A 20,593-nucleotide genomic window follows, 5' to 3' on the forward strand; every position below is an offset into this window, starting at 1 on the left:
CGGGGCCCGACCCCGGCCGAACCCGGTGCGGTGCCCGGCTACCGTTCGGTCATGACCGCCGACGCCGGCCCGACGCCGGGACTCGCCGCTCTGCTGCCCTACCTGCGCGCCCACCGCGGCACCCTCGTCGTGGTGGGCGCGCTGTCGCTCACCGGGGCCGCCGCCGCGCTGGCCCAACCGCTGCTCACCCGCACCGTGCTGGACCGGATCACCGCCGACCGCCCGGCCGCCGCACTGGTGGTGGCGCTGGTCGCGTTGGTGCTGGTCGGCGCGCTGCTCGGTGGGCTCCGCGACTACCTGCTGCAACGCACCGCCGAAGGGCTGGTGCTGGGCCTCCGGCGGCGGCTCGCCGGCCACCTGCTGCGCCTGCCGATCGCCGAGTACGACCGGCGCCGCACCGGCGACCTGCTGTCACGGGTGGGCGCCGACACCACGTTGCTGCGGGCGGTGGTCACGTCCGGCCTCTTCGAGACCGTCACCGGGGCGGTGATGGTCCTCGGCGCCGGCACCGCCATGGTGCTGCTGGACCCGCTGCTGTTCGGTGTGACGCTGGCGTCGGTCGCGGTCGGCGTGGGCTTCGCCGTCACGGTCGCCCGCCGGGTGCGCGGGCTGTCCCGCCGCGCCCAGGAACGCGTCGGTGAGATGACCTCGGCCGTCGAGCGGGCCATCTCGGCGGCGCGGACCATCCGGGCCAGCCGCGCCGAGGAACGGGAGACCGGCACGGTGGTGGCCAGCGCGACGGCGGCGTACGACGCCGGGCAGCGGGTGGCCCGCGCCCAGGCGGTGGTGGGACCGGTGAGCGCGGTCACCGTGCAGGGCGCGTTCCTGCTGGTGCTGGCCGTGGGCGGGGCCCGGGTGGCGGCCGGGGCGATCAGCGTGGGTGACCTGGTCGCGTTCGTGATGTTCCTGTTCTTCCTGGTGCTGCCGCTGGGCCAGGCGGTGCACGCGTACACCCAGTTGCAGAGCGGGCTGGGCGCGCTGGCCCGGATCGAGGAGATCCTCACCGTGCCGGGCGAGAGCGCCGGCGACCGGCCCGGACGGGTGGACGTGCCGGCCGCCACCGCGCCGGCCCGGGTGGAGTTCGACCGGGTCGGCTTCGGTTATCCCGGTGGCCCGCCCGTGCTGCACGAGGTGAGCTTCACGGTGCCGGCCGGCACCCGCACCGCCCTGGTGGGCCCGTCCGGCGCCGGCAAGTCCACCCTGCTGGCGCTCGTCGAGCGCTTCTACGAGGCGGGCGAGGGCGCGGTCCGCCTGGACGGCGTGGACGTGCGGGAGCTGCCCCGGGACGCGCTGCGGGCCCGGCTCGGCTACGTGGAGCAGGAGGCGCCGGTGCTCGCCGGCACGCTGCGGGACAACCTGCTGATCTCCACGCCCGACGCCACCGACGACCGGCTGCGCGCGGTGCTCGACGAGGTCAACCTGGGTCACCTCGCCGACCGGACCGCGGACGGGCTGGACGTGCAGGTGGGGGAGGGTGGCGTGCTGCTCTCCGGCGGGGAGCGGCAGCGGCTGGCCATCGCCCGGGCGCTGCTGGCCGGGCCGCCGGTGCTGCTGCTCGACGAGCCGACCAGCAACCTCGACGCCCGCAACGAGGCGGCGCTGCGGCGGGCGATCGACGCGGTGGCGGTGCGCCGCACCCTGCTGATCGTGGCGCACCGGCTCTCCACGGTGGTGGACGCCGACCAGATCGTGGTGCTCGACGGCGGCCGGGTGGTGGCGGTCGGCACCCACGACGAGTTGACCACCACCAGCCCGCTCTACCGGGAGTTGGCCGCCCACCAACTGCTCGTGGCCTGATCCGCCCGGACGGTCGGGAACCGGTCGGACCGGTGATTTCCGGACACGGTCCGGCTCCGACGGTGGGCGGGGGTCACAATCGGCTGCGGTTCGCGTACCGTTGCGGCTCATGGGTGTGTCGCAACGGTTCAAGACCAGGTTCCGCCGGTTCCTCCAGCGCCCGGGGACGACGGTCGACCTGGCCCCGCTGGAGAAGCTGCTGCCGGCGATCGAGTCCCGCGAGGCCGAGCTGGAGCAGCTCTCCGACGCCGAGCTGACCGAGGCCGCCGGCCGGGCCGAGAAGTACGAGGAGATCTGCGCGATCGGCCGCGAGGCGGCCCGCCGCGGGCTCGACCAGCGCCCCTACGACGTGCAGTTGCTCGGCGCCATGGCCCTGCTCTCCGGCAAGGTCGCCGAGATGGCCACCGGTGAGGGCAAGACGCTCACCGCGACCGTCGCCGCGTACGGGCACGTCCGGCTCGGCAACGGCCCGGTGCACGTGCTCACCGTCAACGACTACCTGGCCCGCCGCGACGCCGAGTGGATGCAGCCGGTCTACACGCTGCTCGGGCTCACCGTCGGGTGGGTCAACGAGGCGTCCACCCCGGAGGAGCGCCGCGCCGCGTACCGCTGCGACGTCACCTACGTGTCGGTCAGCGAGGCCGGCTTCGACTACCTGCGCGACCAGCTCGTCACCGACGTGGCCGAGCGGGTGCAGCCGCCGCTGAAGACCGCGATCGTGGACGAGGCCGACTCGATCCTGATCGACGAGGCGCGGGTGCCGATGGTGCTCGCCGGCGCGGTCCCCGGCGAGCAGGACCCGGTGCACGCCGCCGCCGCGCTGGTGCGCGGCCTGCGCAAGGGCAAGCACTACACGGTGGCCGAGGACGGCCGCAGCGTCGCCTTCACCTCGGTCGGTCTGGCCACTGTCGAGGCGAAGCTCGGCGGCATCGACCTGTACGACGAGGAGCACGTCGGGCAGCTCTCCGCGGTGAACGTGGCGCTGCACGCGCACGCGCTGCTGCACCGCGACGTCGACTACATCGTGCGGGACGACTCGGTCGAGCTGATCGACGAGATGCGCGGCCGGGTCGCGCAGCGCCGCCGCTGGCCGGACGGGCTCCAGGCCGCGGTCGAGGCGAAGGAGGGGCTGGACGCCAGCGCCGAGGGCGAGGTGCTGGGCACCGTCACCGTGCAGGCGTACATCGCGCTCTACCCGACCGTCTGCGGGATGACCGCGACCGCGGTGCTCGTCGGCGACCAGCTCCGGGAGTTCTTCGGCCTCGAGGTGGCGGTGATCCCGCCGAACACCCCGTGCGTCCGGGAGGACGAGCCGGACCGGATCTACGCCACCCGCGCCGAGAAGGAGGAGGCGCTGGTCGACGAGATCACGCGCTGCCACCGGGCGGGACGCCCGGTGCTGGTCGGCACGCTCGACGTGAAGGAGTCCGAGGGGCTGGCCGCCGCGCTGCGCGCCGCCGACGTGCCGTGTGTGGTGCTCAACGCCAAGAACGACGACGAGGAGGCCGGCATCATCGCCGAGGCCGGCGCGCACGGCGCGGTGACGGTCTCCACCCAGATGGCCGGCCGGGGTGTCGACATCCGGCTCGGCGGCAGCGACCAGTCCGACCAGGAGCGGGTCGCCGAGCTGGGCGGCCTCTACGTGATCGGCAGCGGCCGGCACGACAGCCGCCGGGTCGACGACCAGCTCCGTGGCCGGGCCGGCCGGCAGGGCGACCCGGGCGGGTCGGTCTTCTTCGTCAGCCTGGAGGACGACCTGGTCGTCCGGCACGCCGGCGACACCGTGCCGGCGTCGCCCCGGATGAACGCCGACGGCCTGGTCACCGACCCGCAGGTGGACTACGCGGTCGAGCACGCCCAGCGGGTCGCCGAGGGCGTCAACCACGAGATCCACCGCAACACCTGGCGCTACAGCCACGTGATCGAGCAGCAGCGCAAGGCGCTCGCCGAGCGGCGGGAGCGGCTGCTGACCACCGACATCGCCGCGCTGATGCTGTTGGAGCGGGTGCCGGAGAAGGCCGGCGAGATGGACGAGGACCTGCTCGCCGAGGTGTCCCGTTCGATCGCGCTCTACCACCTGGACCGGCTCTGGGCCGAGCACCTGGCCGAGCTGTCCGAGGTGCGGGAGGGCGTGCACCTGCGGGCGCTGGGCCGGCTCGACCCGCTCGACGAGTTCCACCGCAGCGCGGTGCCGGCGTTCAACGCGTTGATGCCGGAGATCGAGACGCGCACCATCGCCACGTTCGAGGAGACCGAGTTCGACGAGGGATGGGAGCCGGACGCGTCGAAGCTGGTGCGGCCGAGCGCCACCTGGACGTACCTGGTGCACGACAACCCGTTCGGCTCGGAGCTGGACCGGCTGATCGCCTCGGTGGGCCGGCGGCTCATCTCCGGGTCCCGCTGACCCGGCGCGCAGGGCCCCTCCGGTCGAGTACGGCCGGAAGGGGCCCTTTTGCGCGGTTTCGAGGTCGGTCGGCGGGGGTAGTAGGCCGAGGCTCGGTCGAAGAGAGGACGAACATGGCACAGGCAACGGCGCCGGACGGGAACACCGCGCGGACGGACGCGGGGGCGGTGGGGGCCGTGGTGCGGTGAACCTCGACACCCGTCTACCCATGACCGACGACCTGGGCGTGCTGGAGACCGCCGCGCTGCTGCGCGAGCTGACCGCCGGCCTGATCGGTGTCGCGGAGTTCGACGAGGCGCTGGACCGCCTGGTCCGGATCGCCCGGGACGCGGTGCCCGGCGTGGACTGCTGCGGCTTCACCGCGCTGCGCGGCGGCGAGCCCGCCGGGGTGGCCGCCTCCGACCCGCGGTGCGCCGAGCTGGACGACCTGCGGCACGGCCCGGACACACCGGCCCTGACCGCGATCCGCCGCCGCGAGATGATCATCGCGGGCGGGCTGGCGGAGGAGTCGCGCTGGCCGGCCTGGAGCCTCCGCGCCCGCGCGCTCGGCGTGCACGGCGTGATCTCCGCGCCGGTCGACGTGGACGAGCAGGTCATCGGCGCGATCAACCTGTACGCGTCGGCGCCCGGCGCGCTCACGCCGAGTCACCAGCTCACCGCGATGCTGCTCGCCGAGCACGCCGGCCTGCTGCTCGCCGCGGTCCGCGACCGCGAGCGGGCGGCCGCCCGGGCCGGCCAGCTCGACGGCGCGTTGCTGGCCGAGGGCGTGATCGGGCAGGCCGTCGGCGTGATCATGACGCAGCGCGGCTGTCCCGCGGCGGAGGCGCTGGACGTGCTCCGCAGCGCCGCCTCCTCGTTGGACATCCCGCTGCGCGAGGTGGCGGAGCGGCTGGTGCTCACCGTCTCCCGTCCCCGGGACAACTGACCGACAGTCGTTTCGCCCCACCGGGGGTCGGGTAGCACCCTGGACTGGTGAGCCGCGCCGACGTGGGGAGGACGCGATGGAGAGTCGACTTCGGGTGCAGGGGCACCCCATCCAACCGATGCTGGTGACGTTCCCGTTCGGGCTCTTCGTCAGCGCCGCGGTGTTCGACCTGGCCGACGTGGCGGGCGGTCCGGCCTTCCTCGGCGAGGTGGGCTACTGGACGGCGGTCGCCGCGCTGGTCGCCGCCGGGCTCGCCACGGTCGCCGGGCTGGTCGACCTGTGGGACGTGCGGATCGGCCGCGCCAACCGGACCGCCGTCACGTTCAACCTGGTCAACGCCGTGATGGCGGCGATGTTCCTGCTCACCTGCCTGATTCGGGCGCACGCGCCGCAGCGCGGCGCGACCGGCGGCCAGCTCGCCACCGAGCTGGTGGCGCTGGCGGTGGGCGCGGTCGGGGTGGGCCTGGGCGCGCGGCTTATGCAGCAGTCCGACCGGGGCCGAGCCGTCGAGCCGACCGGCCTGGAGACGATCCCCGGCGCCACCGTCGAGATCGTCCGGCCGCGCCCCTTCTGACCACCGCCGAGCCCTCGTCTCCATGGTTTCGGTGGGGCGCGCCCGGGCGTGTCGCGGCGGGAAGAGTGGACGAGGCGAAACCGACATGCCTCCTGGTCATAATTATGACCAGGAGGCATACCGTGTTTGAGGTCACGCCTCTCCCAGGCTGTGACGCTGTGTAACCGCACCGCCGGCAGTGCCGTCACGATTGCGGGCGTCGGGCGTCGGGCGTCGGGCGTCGGGCGTCGGACGGCGGACGGCGGGCGGCGCGAGTCCGGAAAGGCGGGCCCTCGGAGATCGGAGCCGGCACGGAAATCGCGTTGCCGACCGTCGTCGACCGGCGGCAGGCTCGGGCTCATGGTCACCGAACGCGGGTTCGACGAACTGGTCGCCGAGGCCGACGCGGCACCGGTCGAGGGATGGGGCTTCTCCTGGCTGGCCGGGCGGGCCACCGAGGAGCGCCCGCCGTGGGGCTACGCCCGTCTCGTCGGGGCCCGGCTGGCGACCGTCGATGCCGCCCTGGACATCGACACCGGCGGCGGCGAGGTGCTGGCCGAGGCGGCGTCCGCGCCGCCACCGCTGCTGGTCGCCACCGAGGCCTGGCCGCCGAACGTGCCGGTGGCCCGGCGCACCCTGAGCCGCGTCGGTGGGCACGTCGTCCGGGTCGGCGACCGGTCGCCGCTGCCGTTCCGCGACGCGGCGTTCGACCTGGTGGTCAGCCGGCACCCGGTGGACACCCGGTGGGACGAGGTGGCCCGAGTGCTGCGCCCCGGCGGCAGCTTCCTCTCCCAACAGATCGGCCCCGGCACGGTCCGGGAACTCAGCGAGGCGATCCTCGGGCCGCTGCCACCACCGGAGCACCGTCACCCGGAGCACGCGGTCGCTGCCGCCGAAGCCGCCGGACTGACCGTGGTGGACCTGCGGGCCGCCACCCTGCGTACCGTCTTCCAGGACATCGGCGCGGTGGTCTGGTTCCTGCGCAAGGTGGTCTGGACCGTGCCCGGCTTCACCGTCGACCGGCACCGGGCCGCGCTGCGCCGGCTGGACGAGCGCATCCGGGCCGAGGGGCCGTTCGTGGCCCACGCCCGGCGGTTCCTCATCGAGGCGCGTCGCCGGTGACCGGGCGGTGCGCGGCGGCGTGGTGCGCGGCCAGCACGTCGGCGCCGAAGTCGCCGGCCGGGCGGCGCAGCACGGTGTGCGCGTGGTTGCCGTCGTCGGTGGTGTTGTCGTACTCGATCAGCAGGTCGTCGCCCTGCACCCGGTAGTAGTGCCGCCGGCCCGGCTCCACCGGCCCGGCCCAGGCGAAGTGCAGCTCGCCGCCGTCGAGCCGGGCCGCCTCGCGGGCGGCCAGGTCGGCCGGGAGCCGGTCGAGGTAGAGCGCGACCAGGCGGTCGAGCAGCGCGCGCCCGGTCGGCCCGAGCCGGCCCCGGGGCACGCCGAGCGGGTCGAGCCGGCCGGGCGCGGTGGCCCGGGTGGCGCTGATGATGTCGGCCGGAGCCTCCTCGGCGATCACCGCGGCGGCCCGCCCGCCGGGGCCGAGCGCGTCCAGCAGCTCGCGGGCCAGGTCCTCCTCCGGGCCCAGCGGCCGGGAGACCGGGCGGCCGGCGTGCCGCACGGTGGCCGGGTTCGCGCCGAGGAAGATCGGGGCGGGGGAGACCCGGTCGTCGGCGACCGTCATGCTCACCGACAGGTGGTGCCCCTCGAACCGCCACGCCCAGCGGTCGTCGCGGGCCGGGTCGCCGAAGATCGCCACCCAGTAGTCACCGCTGTGCCGGCCGCGCCGCCAGCCCTCCGCCCGGTCCAGCACCTCCTCGAGCGCCACCACGGCCATGGCCTGCGCGTACGCGGCGGGGCTGAGCGCGGTGGCGAGCAGCCGGTGGGCGGCCTTGCGGGCGGCGACGTCCAGGTCGGCGACCGGGATGCCGGGCCGTGGCCGGGGCCGGTACTCCAGCCAGCGGCGGGCCGGCTCGTCGTCGAACTCGTGCCGGGCGCGTCGGCGGGCCGGCTCGTCCAGCGCCGCCAGCAGCGCCGTGGCCGCGGTGCGCATCTGCTCGGGTACGGGATCCTCCACCGCACCTGTATACGCCCCGCGCGGCGGGCCCGGGTGCTCAGTCGCGCCCGAGCTGCGTCAGCATCTCCGGCAGCGTGAAGAACCGGGCGGTCTCCACCGCCGAGGGGGCGCCGTGGTCCGGGTCGGCGCCGGCGTCGAGCAGCGCCCGGACCGCTGCCGCGTTCTGCCGGAACACGGCCGCGGCCAGCGCGGTCTGCCCCCGGTCGTTGACCCGGTCCGGGTCGGCGCCACGGTCGAGCAACGCGGCCACGGTCTCCGGCCGGGCATGGTAGGCGGCCAGGATCAGCAGCGTGTCGCCCTTGGCGTTGGTCAGGTTGACCGGCAGTCCCGCGTCCACGTTGGCCGCCAGTTCGGCGGTCTCGCCGGCGCGGGCCAGGTCGAACATCCGGTGGGCGAAGGCGACGGTCTCGGCGTCCAGTTCGTCGGGCACCCGCCCAGGTTAGGGCGTCGCGGCCGGCGCCGCCTGGCAGCTTGCGCAGCCGGCACGGGAGGCGAGATGCGCGATCGGGTGTACGTGGGCAACGCGGCGGCGCTCCGCCGACCGCGTCCCGCCATGTGGTATTACCTACTAAACCTATAGGGTTTGCCGTCTAAAGTGTGTGGGCACGCTCCGCTTCGCACCGTGAGGACGCTCCGCCGATGACCAGCTCCGACCCGACCGATCTGCTCACCGTCGCCACCCGTTGGGTCGACCCGGCCGGCTGGCCGGTGCCGCTGTGCTTCGACCGGTCCGAACGGTGGTACGCGCGGCTGCACGCCGACGCCGCGTACGAGGTGTGGGCGCTGAGCTGGCTGCCCGGACAGGGCACCGACCTGCACGACCACGGTGGCTCGTCCGGCGCCTTCCTGGTCGTCGCCGGCGTGCTCGTCGAGGAGACGGTCAGCGGTGGCCGGCTGCGTCCGCACCGCCTCGCCGCCGGCGCCGGCCGGCGCTTCGGCGCCCGGCACGTGCACCAGGTCACCAACCGCTCCGCCGAGCCGGCGGTCAGCGTGCACGTCTACCGGCCGGCGCTGCGCCGGATGACCCGCTACCACCTCGACGCCGGCCGGCTCCGGGTCGCCGAGGTGGCCGAGGCCGGCGTCGCCTGGTGAGCCCGGTGACCCCGCCCCCGACTCCCGCCGCACGGAAGGACGCCACCATGGCGCAGAACCCCGCCCCCGCCGAGAGCTGTCCGGTACCGCCGTCCGGCTCGCGCGGCATCGACGAGATCCTCGCCGCCGCCCGCGCCCGGCTGCGTCGCCTCGACCCCGAACAGGCGCACCTCGCCCACCGGGGCGGCGCGCTGCTCGTCGACATCCGCCCGGCCGGCCAGCGGGCCGCGCACGGCACCGTGCCCGGCGCGCTCACCGTCGAGCGCAACGTCCTGGAGTGGCGCTTCGACCCGCGGTGCGCGGCCCGCCTGCCGCAGGCGGTCGACTACGACGTACCGGTGGTCGTCCTCTGCCAGGAGGGCTACACCTCGTCGTTGGCCGCCGCCGCCCTCCAGGACCTCGGCCTGCACCGCGCCACCGACGTGGCCGGTGGCTTCGCGGCCTGGCGCATCGCCGGCCTGCCCACCCTCGGCCCCACCCCGCCACCCCGACCCTCGTTCACCGCGCCCCCGGTCACCGCCGGCCGGGCGCTCCGCTGACCGTCCCGCCGCACCCGGCGGGGCGGGGCGACCGCCCGCACAGGAGGCTCCCATGTCCGTCGTCGCCCTCAACACCCGTCCGGCCCGCGCCGGCCGCCCCGACCGGGCGCCGGCGCCCCGGCCGCGTACCGCACCGACCCTGACCATCACGCTCGACCTGAGCGCCGGGCCGCTCACGCCCGGCCTGGCCCGGCTGGCCGACCTGCTGGACGAGCTGGCCGCCTCCGGGGAGGGGTTGGTCCGCCCGGACGAGCACCGGGCCGCCCGGGCCGTGCTCGACCTGCGCCGCGTCCCCACGCCACCGGCCGGGCCGGCGCCGGCGTCACCGGCCACCGGGTCGGGCGGGATACGCCTGCTCACCGGCACCCGGCGGGTCCGGCACGGCGGCGTCGAGGTCGGCCTGACCCGGATCGAGTTCGACCTGCTGCTCTTTCTCGCCGAGCACCCACGCCGGGTCTTCACCCGGCTGCAACTGCTCAGCAACGTCTGGGGCTACGAGCACGCGGTGGCCCGCACCGTGGACGTCCACATCCGGCGGCTGCGTGCCAAGTTCGGCCCGGACACGCCGCTGGTGACCACCGTCTACGGCGTCGGGTACCGGCTCGCCGACGACGCTCCGATCGAGGTGGACCGCGACGCCTGAGCCGGCCCGGACCGACCCGCGGCGCACCCGGATTCCGGGTGCGCCGCGTTCACGTCGCCGTCGCACCCGCCATTGTGAACGGGCCGGGGACCCCCCGTACCGGCGCGTGTCGTCGCTCTGCTGTAATCAACGGACCTCGTACGCAGAGCGAGCACTCGGCTCCGATGTGTTCGTCAATTGTCACATTCATGCAACGCAGTGGCCCCTTGACCCTCGCACAGGCGCCGGGAAGCATCGATGAAGCGGCGTCCCGGGCCGTGGGGAGATACCCGGACCAGCCAAGGAGGACCATGTCGGTCAGCCCCGCCTCGTCGCGCGCCGGATGGCATACGTCCCAACCCGCGGTCCCCGGCCGTCCGCCCGGCGGCCAGCGTCGCCCCGCCAACGCCGCCACCCCCGTGCTCACCGTCACCCTCAACATCCCGCTGGCCGCCGAGGAGTCGCTCACCCCGGCCGCCCGCCGGCTCCTCGACGCGGCCCGCGAGCTGCTCGAAGGTGGCGACGCGGTGGTCAGCACCGGCCCCGCCGGCGCGGACCGCCGACCCGACGTGCCGGCCGGGCGCAGTCCGGCCCGTCCGCTGGCCCCGACCATTCCGACGCTGCACATCCTGGCGTCCTCCCGGTCGGTGCTGCGCGACGGCGAGCCGCTGCCGCTGACCCGCCTGGAGTTCGACCTGCTGCTGCACCTGGTCGCCCATCCGCGCCGGGTCTTCACCCGGCTGCAACTGCTCAACGCGGTCTGGGGGTACGAGCACGCCGGCGTCCGCACCGTCGACGTGCACGTACGCCGGCTGCGCGGCAAGGTCGGGGTGGACGTCCCACTTGTCACCACCGTCTACGGCGTCGGCTACCGGCTCGCCGACGACGCCCGGGTGACCATCGACCGCACCGGCTGACCACCGCGGCCGCCACCGTCGACCGCGCACCGGACGGAGCCCCGACCGCCCGGACGCGAACCGGTGGTGGGCCGACGCCGCCGGCCGGGCAGGATGGACGGATGCGCGTCCGCCCGATCAGCCCCGACCGGCTCGTCGCCGAGCTGACCGGCCGCCTCGCCCGCACCGAGACGTCCGGCCGGTTACGGGTCGCCGTCGACGGGCCGCCCGCCGCCGGGCCGGACGCGCTCGCCGCCGCGCTCGTCGACCCGCTGCGCGCCGCCGGCCGGCCGGCCCTGCACGTCCGCGCCGCCGACTTCCTCCGTCCCGCCTCGGTCCGTCTGGAGCAGGGCCGCACCAACCCGGACGCGTACTACGAGGGGTGGCTCGACGAGCCGGGCCTGCGCCGCGAGGTGCTCGACCCGGCCGGCCCGGACGGCACCGGCCGGGTGCTGCCGTCGCTCTGGGACGCCGACGCGGACCGGGCCAGCCGGGCCGCGTACCAGGATCTGCCGGCCGGCGGGGTGGTCCTGGTCAGCGGCGCGTTGCTGCTCGGCGGCACGCTGGCGTTCGACGTCGCCGTGCACCTGGTGCTCTCCCCGGCGGCGCTGGCCCGGCGCACGGACCCGGCGTGGCGCTGGACGCTGCCGGCGTTCGCCCGCTACGCCGACGAGGTCGACCCGGCGTCCTTCGCCGACGTGGTGGTCCGGGCCGACGACCCGCGCCATCCGGCGCTCGTGGAACGGGCCTGACCAGGCGGTCCGAACTCACGGGAAAGTGGCAGGAAATCTCCGGTTTGGCCCGCCGGGGGCAGGGGTAATCGCCCGGCTCACAGAGCACGGGCGATCTCGCCCGTGCGTTCCCGTTCGGACCGGGCCGTCGCGCGTCGCCGCAGGGCCGGGTCGAGCCGCAGGAAAGGCAGGCAGCGATGCTCGTCCACGACACGACAGCCACGGGCCGCTCCCAGGCGGAGGTCGACCAGATCCGGCAGTCCCTGCGGTCCCGGTACGACGAGCTGACCGCGGAGTACGACCAGGCCGTGATGCAGAGTCAGGTGCTGCGGCTGGTCGAGGTCGGCGACACCGCCGGCGACGACCAGGCCGACAGCGGCACCAAGACCGCCGAGCGGGACACCGCCCAGTCCCTGCTGCGCACCATCCTGGACCGGCGGGCCCAGTTCGAGCGCGCGTTGACCCGACTCGACGAGGGCACGTACGGCTTCTGCGAGGGCTGCGCCGCGCCGATCCCGGTGGAGCGGCTGGAGATCTTCCCGTCGGCCACCTCCTGCGTGGCCTGCAAGCAGACCCGCGAGCGGCGCGCCGCCTGAGGTTCCGCGCGCTCACCCGCTCCGGGTGAGGCCGGCTCACCCGGCCGCCGCGCAGCATGGACGGTGCGCGCGGACGCACCGGCCCGCGCGCCCGACGAGGAGGTGGGGTCATGACGGTACGGGTGGTGGCGGATCGACGCCGTGGCGGCGTCCTGCACGTGGTCGGCAACGCCGACGTGCCGCCGGAGCGGGGCGGGCGGCCCGGCCGGTTCAGCCCGACCCGGCTGTGGCGGGGGCCCAGCGGCCCACCGCGACGCGCCGACGACCGACGCTGGGAGACCGACACCCGGGGGTGAGCCGGATGGCTGAACAGCTGATGTCCGCGTTCGAGTCCTCGCTGGACAAGACGAACGTGATCCTGAAGGAGATAGAGTCGGCGTACGGCTGGCCGCCGGAGCGCCGCAACCAGTCGTACGCGGCGCTGCGCACCGTGCTGCACCTGCTGCGCGACCGGTTGCCGGTGCCGGAGAGCGCCGAGTTCGCCCAGCAGTTGCCGGTGCTGCTGCGCGGCATCTACTTCGACGGTTGGCAGCCGGAGGACGTGCCGATCAAACTCAACCGCGACGACTTCCTCTACGAGGTCCGGCAGGGCTTCCCGTACGACGTCTCGGGCGGCCCGCAGCGGGTGGTGCAGGTGGTGCTGGACACGCTGCGCCGGCACGTCACGCAGGGCGAGTGGCAGGACGTGAAGTCCGCCATGCCGCGGGACCTGGCTCAGCTCATGCCCTGAGCCGGCGCCACCCCGGTCCGTCCCGCCCCCTCGGCGGGGCGGGCCGTCGGCGTCCGGGAGACCGGCAGCCCGGCCCGCCGGGCCGAGCCGGCGAACGCGACCGCGTCGACGATCGCCGCGCCGCCCGGGTCGTTGTTGAAGTAGACGTACGCCGGTTCGCCGTCGCCGAACGCGGCGGCCAGCCGGCCCACCCAGCCGGCCAGCGCGGCCCGGCCGTAGCGGGGCCAGGGCCGGGCCCGGCCCTCGTGCAGCCGCAGGTAGCCGAAGTCCGTGGTACGCCACAGCGGCGTGACCGGCCGGCTGCCCCGGTCGGCCCAGGCCAGCGCCGCCCGGTGCCGCTCCAGCACCCGCCGGGTGTCGTCGGTCCACCACGAGGGGTGCCGCGGCTCCACCGCCACCCGCACCTCGGCCGGGAAGTGCCGCAGCACGGTGGCCAGCGCCTCCGGGTCGGCCCGCAGCGTCGGCGGAAGCTGCACCAGCACCGGCCCCAGCCGGTCACCGAGCCCGGCCGCCCGGTCGAGGAACCGGGCCACCGGCTCGGCCGGCTCGCGCAGCCGCCTCACGTGGGTGAGGTAGCGGCTCATCTTCACCGCCACGCAGAAGTCGTCGGGCGTCCGCGCCCGCCAGGCGGCGAACGTGTCCCGTTCCGGCAGCCGGTAGAACGCGTTGTTCACCTCGACCGTGGCGAACCGTTCGGCGAAGTGTTCCAGCCAGCGCCGCTGCGGCACACCGGCCGGGTAGAACCGCTCCCGCCAGTCCCGGTACTGCCAGCCCGACGTGCCGACCACGATCAACCCGCGTACCTCCTCGCGCGTCTGCCCGTGTGGCCATCCTGGCACCGACCGGGCCCGGCCGCCCGTCGGCGCGAACCGTCCGTGCGTCCAGGTCCGGGCGTCTACGGTGTGGTTAGAGATGATCGGACGGGGGGTACCACCCGCTGCACACGGACCCCGGGAACACGCGGGGCGGCACACCGAGGGAGCACCCATGGCTTTGAACGACGACGACATCCAGACCAGCGGCGGCAGCGGCCTGGAGGGCCCGGCCGACGGCGGTGCGACCCCCGGTCAGCACGACGGTGGCGCGGACGGTGGCGCGGAGGGTCCGGCCGACGGCGGCGCCACTCCGGGTCAGCAGGACGGTGGCGCGGACGGTGGCGCGGAGGGTCCGGCCGACGGCGGCGCGACCCCGGGTCAGCAGGACGGTGGCGCGGACGGTGGCGCGGAGGGTCCGGCCGACGGCGGCGCGACCCCGGGTCAGCACGACGGTGGCGCCGACGGCAGCGCCTGACCGATGAGCCGCACGCACGTCGACCCGCCGGGTGGCCACGGCCACCCGGCGGGTTCGTCCTCCGCCGCCGCGGCGTTGGCCCGCTGCGTGGCGGTCGAGCCGGCCAAGTTCGCCGCCGATCACTGGGGGCGCAGCCCGCTGCTGTCCCGGGCCGCCGAACTGCCCAACCCGGACGGCTTCACCGACCTGCTCAGCCCCGCCGACGCCGACGAGCTGCTCAGCCGCCGCGGTCTGCGTACCCCGTTCCTGCGGGTGGCCAAGGACGGCCAGCTCGTGCCGGCGGCGCGGTACACCGGCGGCGGTGGCGCCGGCGCCGAGATCGGCGACCAGGTGCTGGACGAGAAGGTGCTGGCGCTGTACGCCGACGGCGCCACGCTGGTGCTCCAGGGCCTGCACCGCACCTGGCCGGCGATCGTCGACCTGGCCCGCGACCTGGGCGCGGCGCTGGCCCAGCCGTTGCAGGTCAACGCCTACCTGACCCCGGCCGGCAGCCAGGGCTTCGCCACCCACTACGACACCCACGACGTGTTCGTGCTCCAGGTCGACGGCCGCAAGCACTGGCGCATCCACCCGCCGGTGCTCGCCGACCCGCTGGAGCGCCAGCCGTGGGGCGGCCGGGCCGACGAGGTCGCCGCCACCGCCGACGGCCGACCCGCGCTGGACGTGGTGCTGGAGCCGGGCGACGCGCTCTACCTGCCGCGCGGCTGGCTGCACAGCGCCCAGGCGCAGGAGTCCAGCTCGCTGCACCTGACCGTGGGCATCCGGGCGCTGACCCGGTACGCCATGGTGGAGGAGCTGCTGGCCCTGGCCGCCGAGGACGCCCGGCTGCGCGCCGGCCTGCCGTTCGGGCTCGACCTGGCCGACCCGGACGCGATCGAGCCGGAACTCACCGAGACCGTCGAGGCGCTGCGCGACTGGCTGCTGCGGGCCGACCCGGAGGCGGTGGCCGCGCGGCTGCGCTCGCGGGTGTGGCCGGCCGCCCGACCGGCCCCGATCCGCCCCCTCGCGCAGGCCGACGCGCTGGCCCGGCTCGGCCCGGACAGCCGGGTCGCGCTCCGGGACGGCCTGCGCTGGCAGCTCACCCGGACCGACGCCGGCACGGTCGCGCTGCGTCTGACCGACCGCACGCTCACGCTGCCCGGCACCTGCGAGCCGGCGCTGCGCGCGCTGCTCACCGGCGCGGCCACCCGCGTCGGCGACCTGCCCGGCCTGGACGACGACGCCGACCGCCTGGTCCTCATTCGCCGCCTGCTCAAGGAGGCGGTCCTGACCCCCGCCTGACGGCGGGGGTCAGCGGGTGTAGGTGACCGCCAGCAGGAGCAGCGTGGTGGCCAGGCCGCTGGCGGCCACCAGGATCATCGGGCGGGGGGTCAGCACCGCGTGCCGGCGGTCGGCCAGCAGGCGGGCCGGCGCCAGGCCGACCAGCGGGCCGAGCAGCGTCACCACCAGCCCCAGCACCGGCAGGCCGACCGCCAGGTCACCGCCCGAGCCGGCGCCCAGCGCCCGCGCCCCGGTCCCCAGCAGGAACGCCACCAGCGCACCGCCGACCCCGCACGCGATCAGCAGCGGGTTCACCGAGCCCGGCAGCTCGCCCGGCGTCCCGGTGCGGTCCAGCAGCTCGCGTACGCCGCGCAGCAGCGGCACCGGGTCACCGGCGGCGTCCCGGACCGGCCCGGGCGGGTCGCCCAGCCGCCGGGTGCCGCCGCCGAGCCGGGCCCGCAGCTGTGCCCACAGGTGGGTGACCTCGCCGTCCACCCGGTCCACCATCCGCTGGGCGTCGGCCAGCTCCGCCTCGGCGAGCCGGACCTGCTCGGTCGCCTCGGCCACCGCCCGGTCGGCGGCGGCGACCTGTTGGGCGTACCAGGTGTGCGCCTCGGCCCGCTGGGCGGCCACCCGGGCGGTCAACTCGGCGAGTCGGCGGATCTGGGCGGGGTACGTCTCACTGGAGACCGGCTCGTTCATCGGGAGGGACCATAAGGGATGATCACCTGTCCGGTGCGGTGCACCGCGCGGTCGAAGTAGAGACCGCGCCACGGTCGGGGATACCAGTCCGGCCCGCCGCTGCCCGGGTAGAGCGACGAGCCCAGCTCACCGCCCTGCACGTCGAGCGCCACCCAGGCGCCGATCTGGTCCGTGCGTGCGCCGGCGCCGCCCAGGTCGGCCCGCATCCGGGCCACGCCGCGCCACCAGGCCAGCACGTGGGTCCGCCGCTCCGGCCCGTCGTGCAGGATGCGGCGCAGCTGCTCCAGCCCGCTTCGGGTGCCGGCCCGGCCGGCCAGCGCGCCGGCCGCCGCGTCCACCGCGTACAACAGCAGGAAGTGCGGGGTACGCGGGGTGCCCGGCGCGCCGAGCCCGTCGCCCACCTCGGCCATCAGCTCGGCGACCGTCTCCTCGTCGTACCAGGAGGCGTCGCCGCCCAGGTCCTCGTAGAGCGCGCGGGCGGCCGGGTCGGCGTCCGGGTCGAGACAGGCGATGGAGAACCGGGCCGCGCCGGGCGGGTACTGCCGGGCCAACGAGCGGGCGGCGGCGTCGAGCACCGCGCACGCCTCGTCCACCCGGGTGCCCAGCACGGCCAGGTTGCGGCCCGGCGCGCGGGGCAGCCGCAGCGCCGCCGAGCGCGACTGCACGTCGATGATCTCGCCGAGCAGCGCCACCGGACTGCGCGGCGCGCCCTGCTCCGGCGCGCTCAGGGCACGGAAGTCCGGCGCCTCGGCCAGCCGGGGGATCGCGTCGCCGTCGAAGAGCCGGGCCGGCGCGGCGTCCTGCGGGCGCATCCGCCACAGCCGGTGTTGCAGCTCGCTCCAGGTCTCCCAGTCGCTCGCCGACGGGATGCGGGCCACCTCGTTGCCCTCGGTCATGCCGGACTCGGCGTTGACCACGGCGTGGTGGCGGGGCAGCGACTGCGCGGCGTCGTTGCGTTCGGCCAGGATGCGCAGCGCCTTCGGCAGCGCGATCCGCAGGGTGAACTGGGCGACCAGCGCGGGCCGGCCCCACAGCGCCTCGATGCCGCGGACGTCCTGGGAGGCGAGCACCAGGTGGATGCCCTGCGAGCGACCCCGCCGGGCCAGGTCCTCCAGCAGGTCGGCGGCCTCCCGGGCGACCACGTCCCGGCCGGCGAGCAGCGCCTGGAACTCGTCGACCACCGCGACGATCCGTGGCCAGTGCCCGGTCGGGTCCACCGCCCGCAGCTCGGCAAGCTTGGTGACCTCGTGCTTCTTCGCCGCGTCGGCCCGCCGGCGCAGCTCCTCGGCGAGGAACCGCAGCAGCGCCAGGCCGAACTCCCGGTCGGTGTTGACGTTGATGCCCACCAGCCGCATGTGCGGCAGCCAGCTCGGGTCGCGCCGGCCCTGGGCGAACCGGGCGAAGGACACCCCCTCCTTGAAGTCGAGCAGATAGAACTCCAGCTCGGCGGGGGAGTAGCGGGCGGCGAGCGCGCCGATCCACGCGAAGATCAGGTTCGTCTTGCCGGTGCCGGACGGGCCGCCGATCAACGCGTGCGGCGGGTAGTCGCCGAGCGTCAGCAGCACCGGCCGCCCGTGCGGGCCCTCGCCGATCGGCGCGGTGAGCCCGTGCGCCGAGTCCTCCCGCCAGTAGTCGTCCGGTGGGGGCAGCAGATCGGTGAACGGGGTCGGCGGTGGTCCGGCGGCGACCCGGGAGGCGACCGTCCGGCAGGTCTCGGTGACCAGGGTGGGCGGTGGTGGGGCGTCGAGCACCACCGGCAGACCGGCGATGCGGGCGTCGTCCGGGTCCACCACGATCCGGGTGACGGTCGGGTCGTCGGGCAGGTCGATGCCGCGGACCACCAGGTGCACCCCGCACGCGGCCCCGGTGCGGACCACCCGGTCGAGCTGGCCGCGCTCGTGCCGGGACAGCTCGTCGCCGCCGAGCAGCACCGCCACCCGCCACGGCTCCGGGCGCCGGCCGGTGGCGGCGGCCAGCTCCCGCAGGGACGCGTACTCGCCGGCCAGCACCGTGGCGTTGATCCGGCGGATCTGCTCCACCAGGTCGTCCAGCAGCCGGCCCAGCCCACCCGGGCCGACGAAGGTGAGCAGGCCGGCGGTGCCCAGCGGCGCGAACCCGGCCAGGCCGCCGCCCAGGTGCTCCGGGTCGTAGCCGTGCAGCCGGACCGCGCCCGGGTCGGCCCGGCCCACGGAGCGCAGCAGCAGCGCGGGCACCACCGCGGCGAGGCCGTCCCGGTCGCCGCCGGCCAGGTGCGCGTGCCCGGCGTCGAGCAGCGGGACCAGCGCCGGCACCGGTTCGGCGCCGGTGATGCGTACCGTGCCGATCCGGACCGCGCCCGGCGGCTCGCCCCGGCCGGCGGGGGTGACCGTCCACCGGTCCCAGGGCGCGGACGCCGCGCCCGGCGCCTCCCGCTGGGCCGCCGCGGCGGCACGGCGCGCCAGCTCGGCCAGGCGGGCGGTGTGCCGGGCGTCGATCTCGGCGAGCCGCCGGTCGCGGGCCGCGCCGACCCGGCCGGGCACCGCCGCGGCGGCGCGCCGGGTGCGCTTCAGTCGCTCCCGGCCGGCGGCCAGCTCCGCCTCGGCGGCGGTGAGCCGGTTCCGGGTGGCGCCCAGGGCCTCGGAGAGCATCCCCCGGACCCGCGTCACCAGTTGGGCGCGGACGTCAGCCACGCGACGGCTCCCGTTCCTCGGTGTCCTTCGGCAGGTCCCGGCCGAGCCGGTCGAGCAGTACGCCGGTGAGCACCCCGGCGGTGACCGCCGGGTCGGCCGCATGCGGCTGCTCCTGCCCGTCGTCGCGGCGCGGCGGGGGCATCCGGCAGATCCGGGTGAGCAGCGTGTCCAGCACCGGCGGCGGCAGCCCGGGCAGCAGGTCGCGGACCCGCCCGTCCAGCTCGCGGCGCAGCCGGGCCAGGTCGTCCGCGCGGGGCGGGTGGCCGAGCAGCTCGCCGGCCAGGTCGCGCAGCATCGGCGGGGCGATCGCGGCCAGCCCCAGCCCGACGTCGGCGTGGGCCCGCCGCAGTTCGGCGTGCAGCCGGTCCCGGTCACCGGAGCGGATGCCGACCACCACCCGGCGCAGCAGCTCGTGGGCGTTCTCGACGCGCTCGTCCGGCTCGTCCGGCGCGCCCTCCCGCCCGCCGGTCAGCTCCGCCACCCGGACCGCCCACCAGCGGCGTACCGCCGGCTGCTCGCCCGGGTCGGGCGCCGGGCCGGGCGCGGGCGTCGCCTCGCCGCGTGGCGCGTCGTGCCGGGGCCGCCGCTCGCCCGACGCCGCGGCCGGCGCGCCGTCGGCGGCCAGCCCGATCGCGGTCAGGTACGCGCTGAGCTGCTCCTGGGCCACGCGCAGCGCGTAGCCGGCGGTCTCGGCGTGCTCGGTGGCGGCGGTCAGCTCCGGCACGCCCATCGGGTCGGCCGACTCCTGGCGCACCCAGCGCAGCCGTTCCTGCGCCTGGCCGAGCTTCTCCAGGGCGGCGGCGAGCTGCGCCAGCGGCAGCTCCTCGGCGGCGGCGCGGACCTGCGCGCCGATGTCCTCGACGATGGACACGGCCGGCCCTTCAGAGCGTCGCGACGTAGAGCTGTGCCTGCTCCACCGCCACCAGCGTCGCGGCGAGGCACTCCTCCAGCTCCTGGCTGGCCTGGGTCAGCGAGGCCTGGGCCGCCTCGACCGTCTCGTGGCCGCTGCCCTCCAGCGCGCCGGCCAGGGTCTGCTGCGCCTCGGCCAGCTTCTCGCCGGCCGCCTGCACCGCTGTCTGGCCGTCACCGATCTGCTGGAGAGCGACATCGATGGCGGCCTTCAGCTCGGCGACGCTCGCCACAAGGACCTCCTGGGGGCAGGGGAGATCTCCATTACAACCCATCCCACCGGGTGGGCGAACATCCACCCTCGTGCCGTTCCTGCCCGGGTGTCCGATTGCGCCTCTGACGTGCGGGAAGGCCGGGCAGCGGCCGGGCCGGCGGTCCCGCCGGTGGTCGGGCTGGTCCCGTTGACGGGACTCAGCGCGTCAGCGGCCCAGCCACCGCGGGCCGCGTACCTCCGCGCCCAGCGCGCTGACCCGGGCCCGCAGCTCCCGGTCCGCGGTGACCACCACCCGCCGGCGCTCCGGCGCGGCGGCCACCAGCTCGACCACGGTGTCGTCGCCGGACCCGGCCGCGGACACCACGTCGACCCCGGGCGTCGGCGCCACGTGCCGGGCCGCGCCCTCCACCACCAGCACCACCTGCACCGGCGGCGGCAGCTCCGGTGGCACGCCGGCGCCGGCCAGCGGGGCCAGCGCGTCGCGCAGCCGCACCGCCGCGCCGGCCCGGTCACGCCACCAGCCGTCCGGCCGGGAGCCCACCACGTTCGCGCCGTCCACCACCAACAGCGGTCTGCTCTCCATCCGCCCA

Annotated in this window: 23 protein-coding genes; 15 read left to right on the top strand and 8 right to left on the bottom strand. The window is 76.0% G+C overall.

What is annotated here, in order from left to right:
• Nucleotides 1-51 precede the first annotated feature (51 nt).
• From ACIA6B_RS17425 to ACIA6B_RS17445, 5 genes are all read left to right on the top strand, one after another.
• Nucleotides 52-1,797, top strand: coding sequence for an ABC transporter ATP-binding protein (locus tag ACIA6B_RS17425; protein ID WP_396774403.1), 1,746 nt, complete (start codon nucleotides 52-54; stop codon nucleotides 1,795-1,797).
• A 109-nt stretch (nucleotides 1,798-1,906) separates the two neighbouring features.
• A complete protein-coding gene (gene secA2 / locus ACIA6B_RS17430; protein WP_396774405.1) occupies nucleotides 1,907-4,201 on the top strand; it encodes an accessory Sec system translocase SecA2 in 2,295 nt (764 codons plus the stop codon).
• Nucleotides 4,202-4,385: 184 nt separating this feature from the next.
• Nucleotides 4,386-5,126, top strand: a complete 741-nt coding sequence (locus ACIA6B_RS17435) for a GAF and ANTAR domain-containing protein (RefSeq protein ID WP_396774406.1) — start codon at nucleotides 4,386-4,388, stop codon at nucleotides 5,124-5,126.
• Between the two features lie 76 nt (nucleotides 5,127-5,202).
• Complete coding sequence (locus tag ACIA6B_RS17440) at nucleotides 5,203-5,700, top strand: DUF2231 domain-containing protein (protein WP_396774407.1); 498 nt, start codon at nucleotides 5,203-5,205, stop codon at nucleotides 5,698-5,700.
• A 339-nt stretch (nucleotides 5,701-6,039) separates the two neighbouring features.
• Complete coding sequence (locus ACIA6B_RS17445; RefSeq protein ID WP_396774408.1) at nucleotides 6,040-6,801, top strand: class I SAM-dependent methyltransferase; 762 nt, start codon at nucleotides 6,040-6,042, stop codon at nucleotides 6,799-6,801.
• Here the strand turns inward: ACIA6B_RS17445 and ACIA6B_RS17450 are convergent.
• Both ACIA6B_RS17450 and ACIA6B_RS17455 read right to left on the bottom strand, forming a co-directional pair.
• Nucleotides 6,779-7,753: a DUF3500 domain-containing protein gene (locus ACIA6B_RS17450; protein WP_396774410.1), complete on the bottom strand. Its 975-nt coding sequence runs from the start codon at nucleotides 7,751-7,753 to the stop codon at nucleotides 6,779-6,781. The two genes, ACIA6B_RS17445 and ACIA6B_RS17450, sit on opposite strands and share 23 nt — an antisense overlap.
• 37 nt (nucleotides 7,754-7,790) lie before the next feature.
• Nucleotides 7,791-8,183, bottom strand: coding sequence for an ankyrin repeat domain-containing protein (locus ACIA6B_RS17455; protein WP_107155535.1), 393 nt, complete (start codon nucleotides 8,181-8,183; stop codon nucleotides 7,791-7,793).
• Between the two features lie 209 nt (nucleotides 8,184-8,392).
• On the opposite strand from ACIA6B_RS17455, the gene ACIA6B_RS17460 reads away from it, so the two are divergent.
• The 8 genes from ACIA6B_RS17460 to ACIA6B_RS17495 all read left to right on the top strand — a co-directional run bounded on the left by ACIA6B_RS17460 (nucleotide 8,393) and on the right by ACIA6B_RS17495 (nucleotide 12,959).
• On the top strand, nucleotides 8,393-8,845 hold the full coding sequence (locus ACIA6B_RS17460) for a cysteine dioxygenase (protein ID WP_396774412.1): 453 nt from the start codon (nucleotides 8,393-8,395) through the stop codon (nucleotides 8,843-8,845).
• Between the two features lie 47 nt (nucleotides 8,846-8,892).
• Entirely contained in the window at nucleotides 8,893-9,384 is a 492-nt protein-coding gene (locus ACIA6B_RS17465) for a rhodanese-like domain-containing protein (RefSeq protein WP_396774414.1), read from the top strand.
• Nucleotides 9,385-9,436: 52 nt separating this feature from the next.
• Nucleotides 9,437-10,027: a winged helix-turn-helix domain-containing protein gene (locus ACIA6B_RS17470; protein WP_396774416.1), complete on the top strand. Its 591-nt coding sequence runs from the start codon at nucleotides 9,437-9,439 to the stop codon at nucleotides 10,025-10,027.
• A 290-nt stretch (nucleotides 10,028-10,317) separates the two neighbouring features.
• On the top strand, nucleotides 10,318-10,923 hold the full coding sequence (locus ACIA6B_RS17475; RefSeq protein ID WP_396774418.1) for a winged helix-turn-helix domain-containing protein: 606 nt from the start codon (nucleotides 10,318-10,320) through the stop codon (nucleotides 10,921-10,923).
• Between the two features lie 101 nt (nucleotides 10,924-11,024).
• The gene (locus ACIA6B_RS17480; RefSeq protein WP_396774420.1) at nucleotides 11,025-11,654 is read left to right on the top strand and encodes a uridine kinase; all 630 of its coding nucleotides are present in this window, start codon (nucleotides 11,025-11,027) and stop codon (nucleotides 11,652-11,654) included.
• A 176-nt stretch (nucleotides 11,655-11,830) separates the two neighbouring features.
• Entirely contained in the window at nucleotides 11,831-12,229 is a 399-nt protein-coding gene (locus tag ACIA6B_RS17485) for a TraR/DksA family transcriptional regulator (protein WP_396774422.1), read from the top strand.
• A 110-nt stretch (nucleotides 12,230-12,339) separates the two neighbouring features.
• Nucleotides 12,340-12,525, top strand: a complete 186-nt coding sequence (locus ACIA6B_RS17490) for a hypothetical protein (RefSeq protein ID WP_396774424.1) — start codon at nucleotides 12,340-12,342, stop codon at nucleotides 12,523-12,525.
• A 5-nt stretch (nucleotides 12,526-12,530) separates the two neighbouring features.
• Nucleotides 12,531-12,959: a DUF2267 domain-containing protein gene (locus ACIA6B_RS17495; RefSeq protein WP_396774426.1), complete on the top strand. Its 429-nt coding sequence runs from the start codon at nucleotides 12,531-12,533 to the stop codon at nucleotides 12,957-12,959.
• On the opposite strand, the gene ACIA6B_RS17500 is transcribed toward ACIA6B_RS17495, so the two are convergent.
• A complete protein-coding gene (locus ACIA6B_RS17500; protein WP_396774428.1) occupies nucleotides 12,944-13,798 on the bottom strand; it encodes a DUF72 domain-containing protein in 855 nt (284 codons plus the stop codon). The two genes, ACIA6B_RS17495 and ACIA6B_RS17500, sit on opposite strands and share 16 nt — an antisense overlap.
• A gap of 148 nt (nucleotides 13,799-13,946) precedes the next feature.
• On the opposite strand from ACIA6B_RS17500, the gene ACIA6B_RS17505 reads away from it, so the two are divergent.
• Nucleotides 13,947-14,249: a hypothetical protein gene (locus ACIA6B_RS17505; RefSeq protein ID WP_396774430.1), complete on the top strand. Its 303-nt coding sequence runs from the start codon at nucleotides 13,947-13,949 to the stop codon at nucleotides 14,247-14,249.
• A gap of 3 nt (nucleotides 14,250-14,252) precedes the next feature.
• A complete protein-coding gene (locus ACIA6B_RS17510; protein WP_396774432.1) occupies nucleotides 14,253-15,530 on the top strand; it encodes a cupin domain-containing protein in 1,278 nt (425 codons plus the stop codon).
• A 9-nt stretch (nucleotides 15,531-15,539) separates the two neighbouring features.
• Here the strand turns inward: ACIA6B_RS17510 and ACIA6B_RS17515 are convergent, their stop codons facing one another.
• The 5 genes from ACIA6B_RS17515 to ACIA6B_RS17535 form a co-directional block, all read right to left on the bottom strand.
• Nucleotides 15,540-16,211, bottom strand: a complete 672-nt coding sequence (locus tag ACIA6B_RS17515) for a hypothetical protein (protein ID WP_396774434.1) — start codon at nucleotides 16,209-16,211, stop codon at nucleotides 15,540-15,542.
• A complete protein-coding gene (locus ACIA6B_RS17520) occupies nucleotides 16,208-18,880 on the bottom strand; it encodes an FtsK/SpoIIIE domain-containing protein (RefSeq protein WP_396774436.1) in 2,673 nt (890 codons plus the stop codon). Before ACIA6B_RS17520 ends, ACIA6B_RS17515 begins: the two co-directional genes overlap by 4 nt.
• Entirely contained in the window at nucleotides 18,873-19,751 is an 879-nt protein-coding gene (locus ACIA6B_RS17525; RefSeq protein ID WP_396774437.1) for a hypothetical protein, read from the bottom strand. The genes ACIA6B_RS17520 and ACIA6B_RS17525 overlap by 8 nt, the downstream gene beginning before the upstream one ends.
• Nucleotides 19,752-19,761: 10 nt before the next feature.
• Entirely contained in the window at nucleotides 19,762-20,022 is a 261-nt protein-coding gene (locus ACIA6B_RS17530) for a hypothetical protein (protein ID WP_030504016.1), read from the bottom strand.
• Nucleotides 20,023-20,208: 186 nt separating this feature from the next.
• On the bottom strand, nucleotides 20,209-20,586 hold the full coding sequence (locus tag ACIA6B_RS17535) for a hypothetical protein (protein WP_396774438.1): 378 nt from the start codon (nucleotides 20,584-20,586) through the stop codon (nucleotides 20,209-20,211).
• Between the last annotated feature and the right edge of the window lie 7 nt (nucleotides 20,587-20,593).

The sequence above is a fragment of the Micromonospora sp. NPDC051141 genome, assembly GCF_044455765.1.
Lineage (GTDB): Bacteria > Actinomycetota > Actinomycetes > Mycobacteriales > Micromonosporaceae > Micromonospora.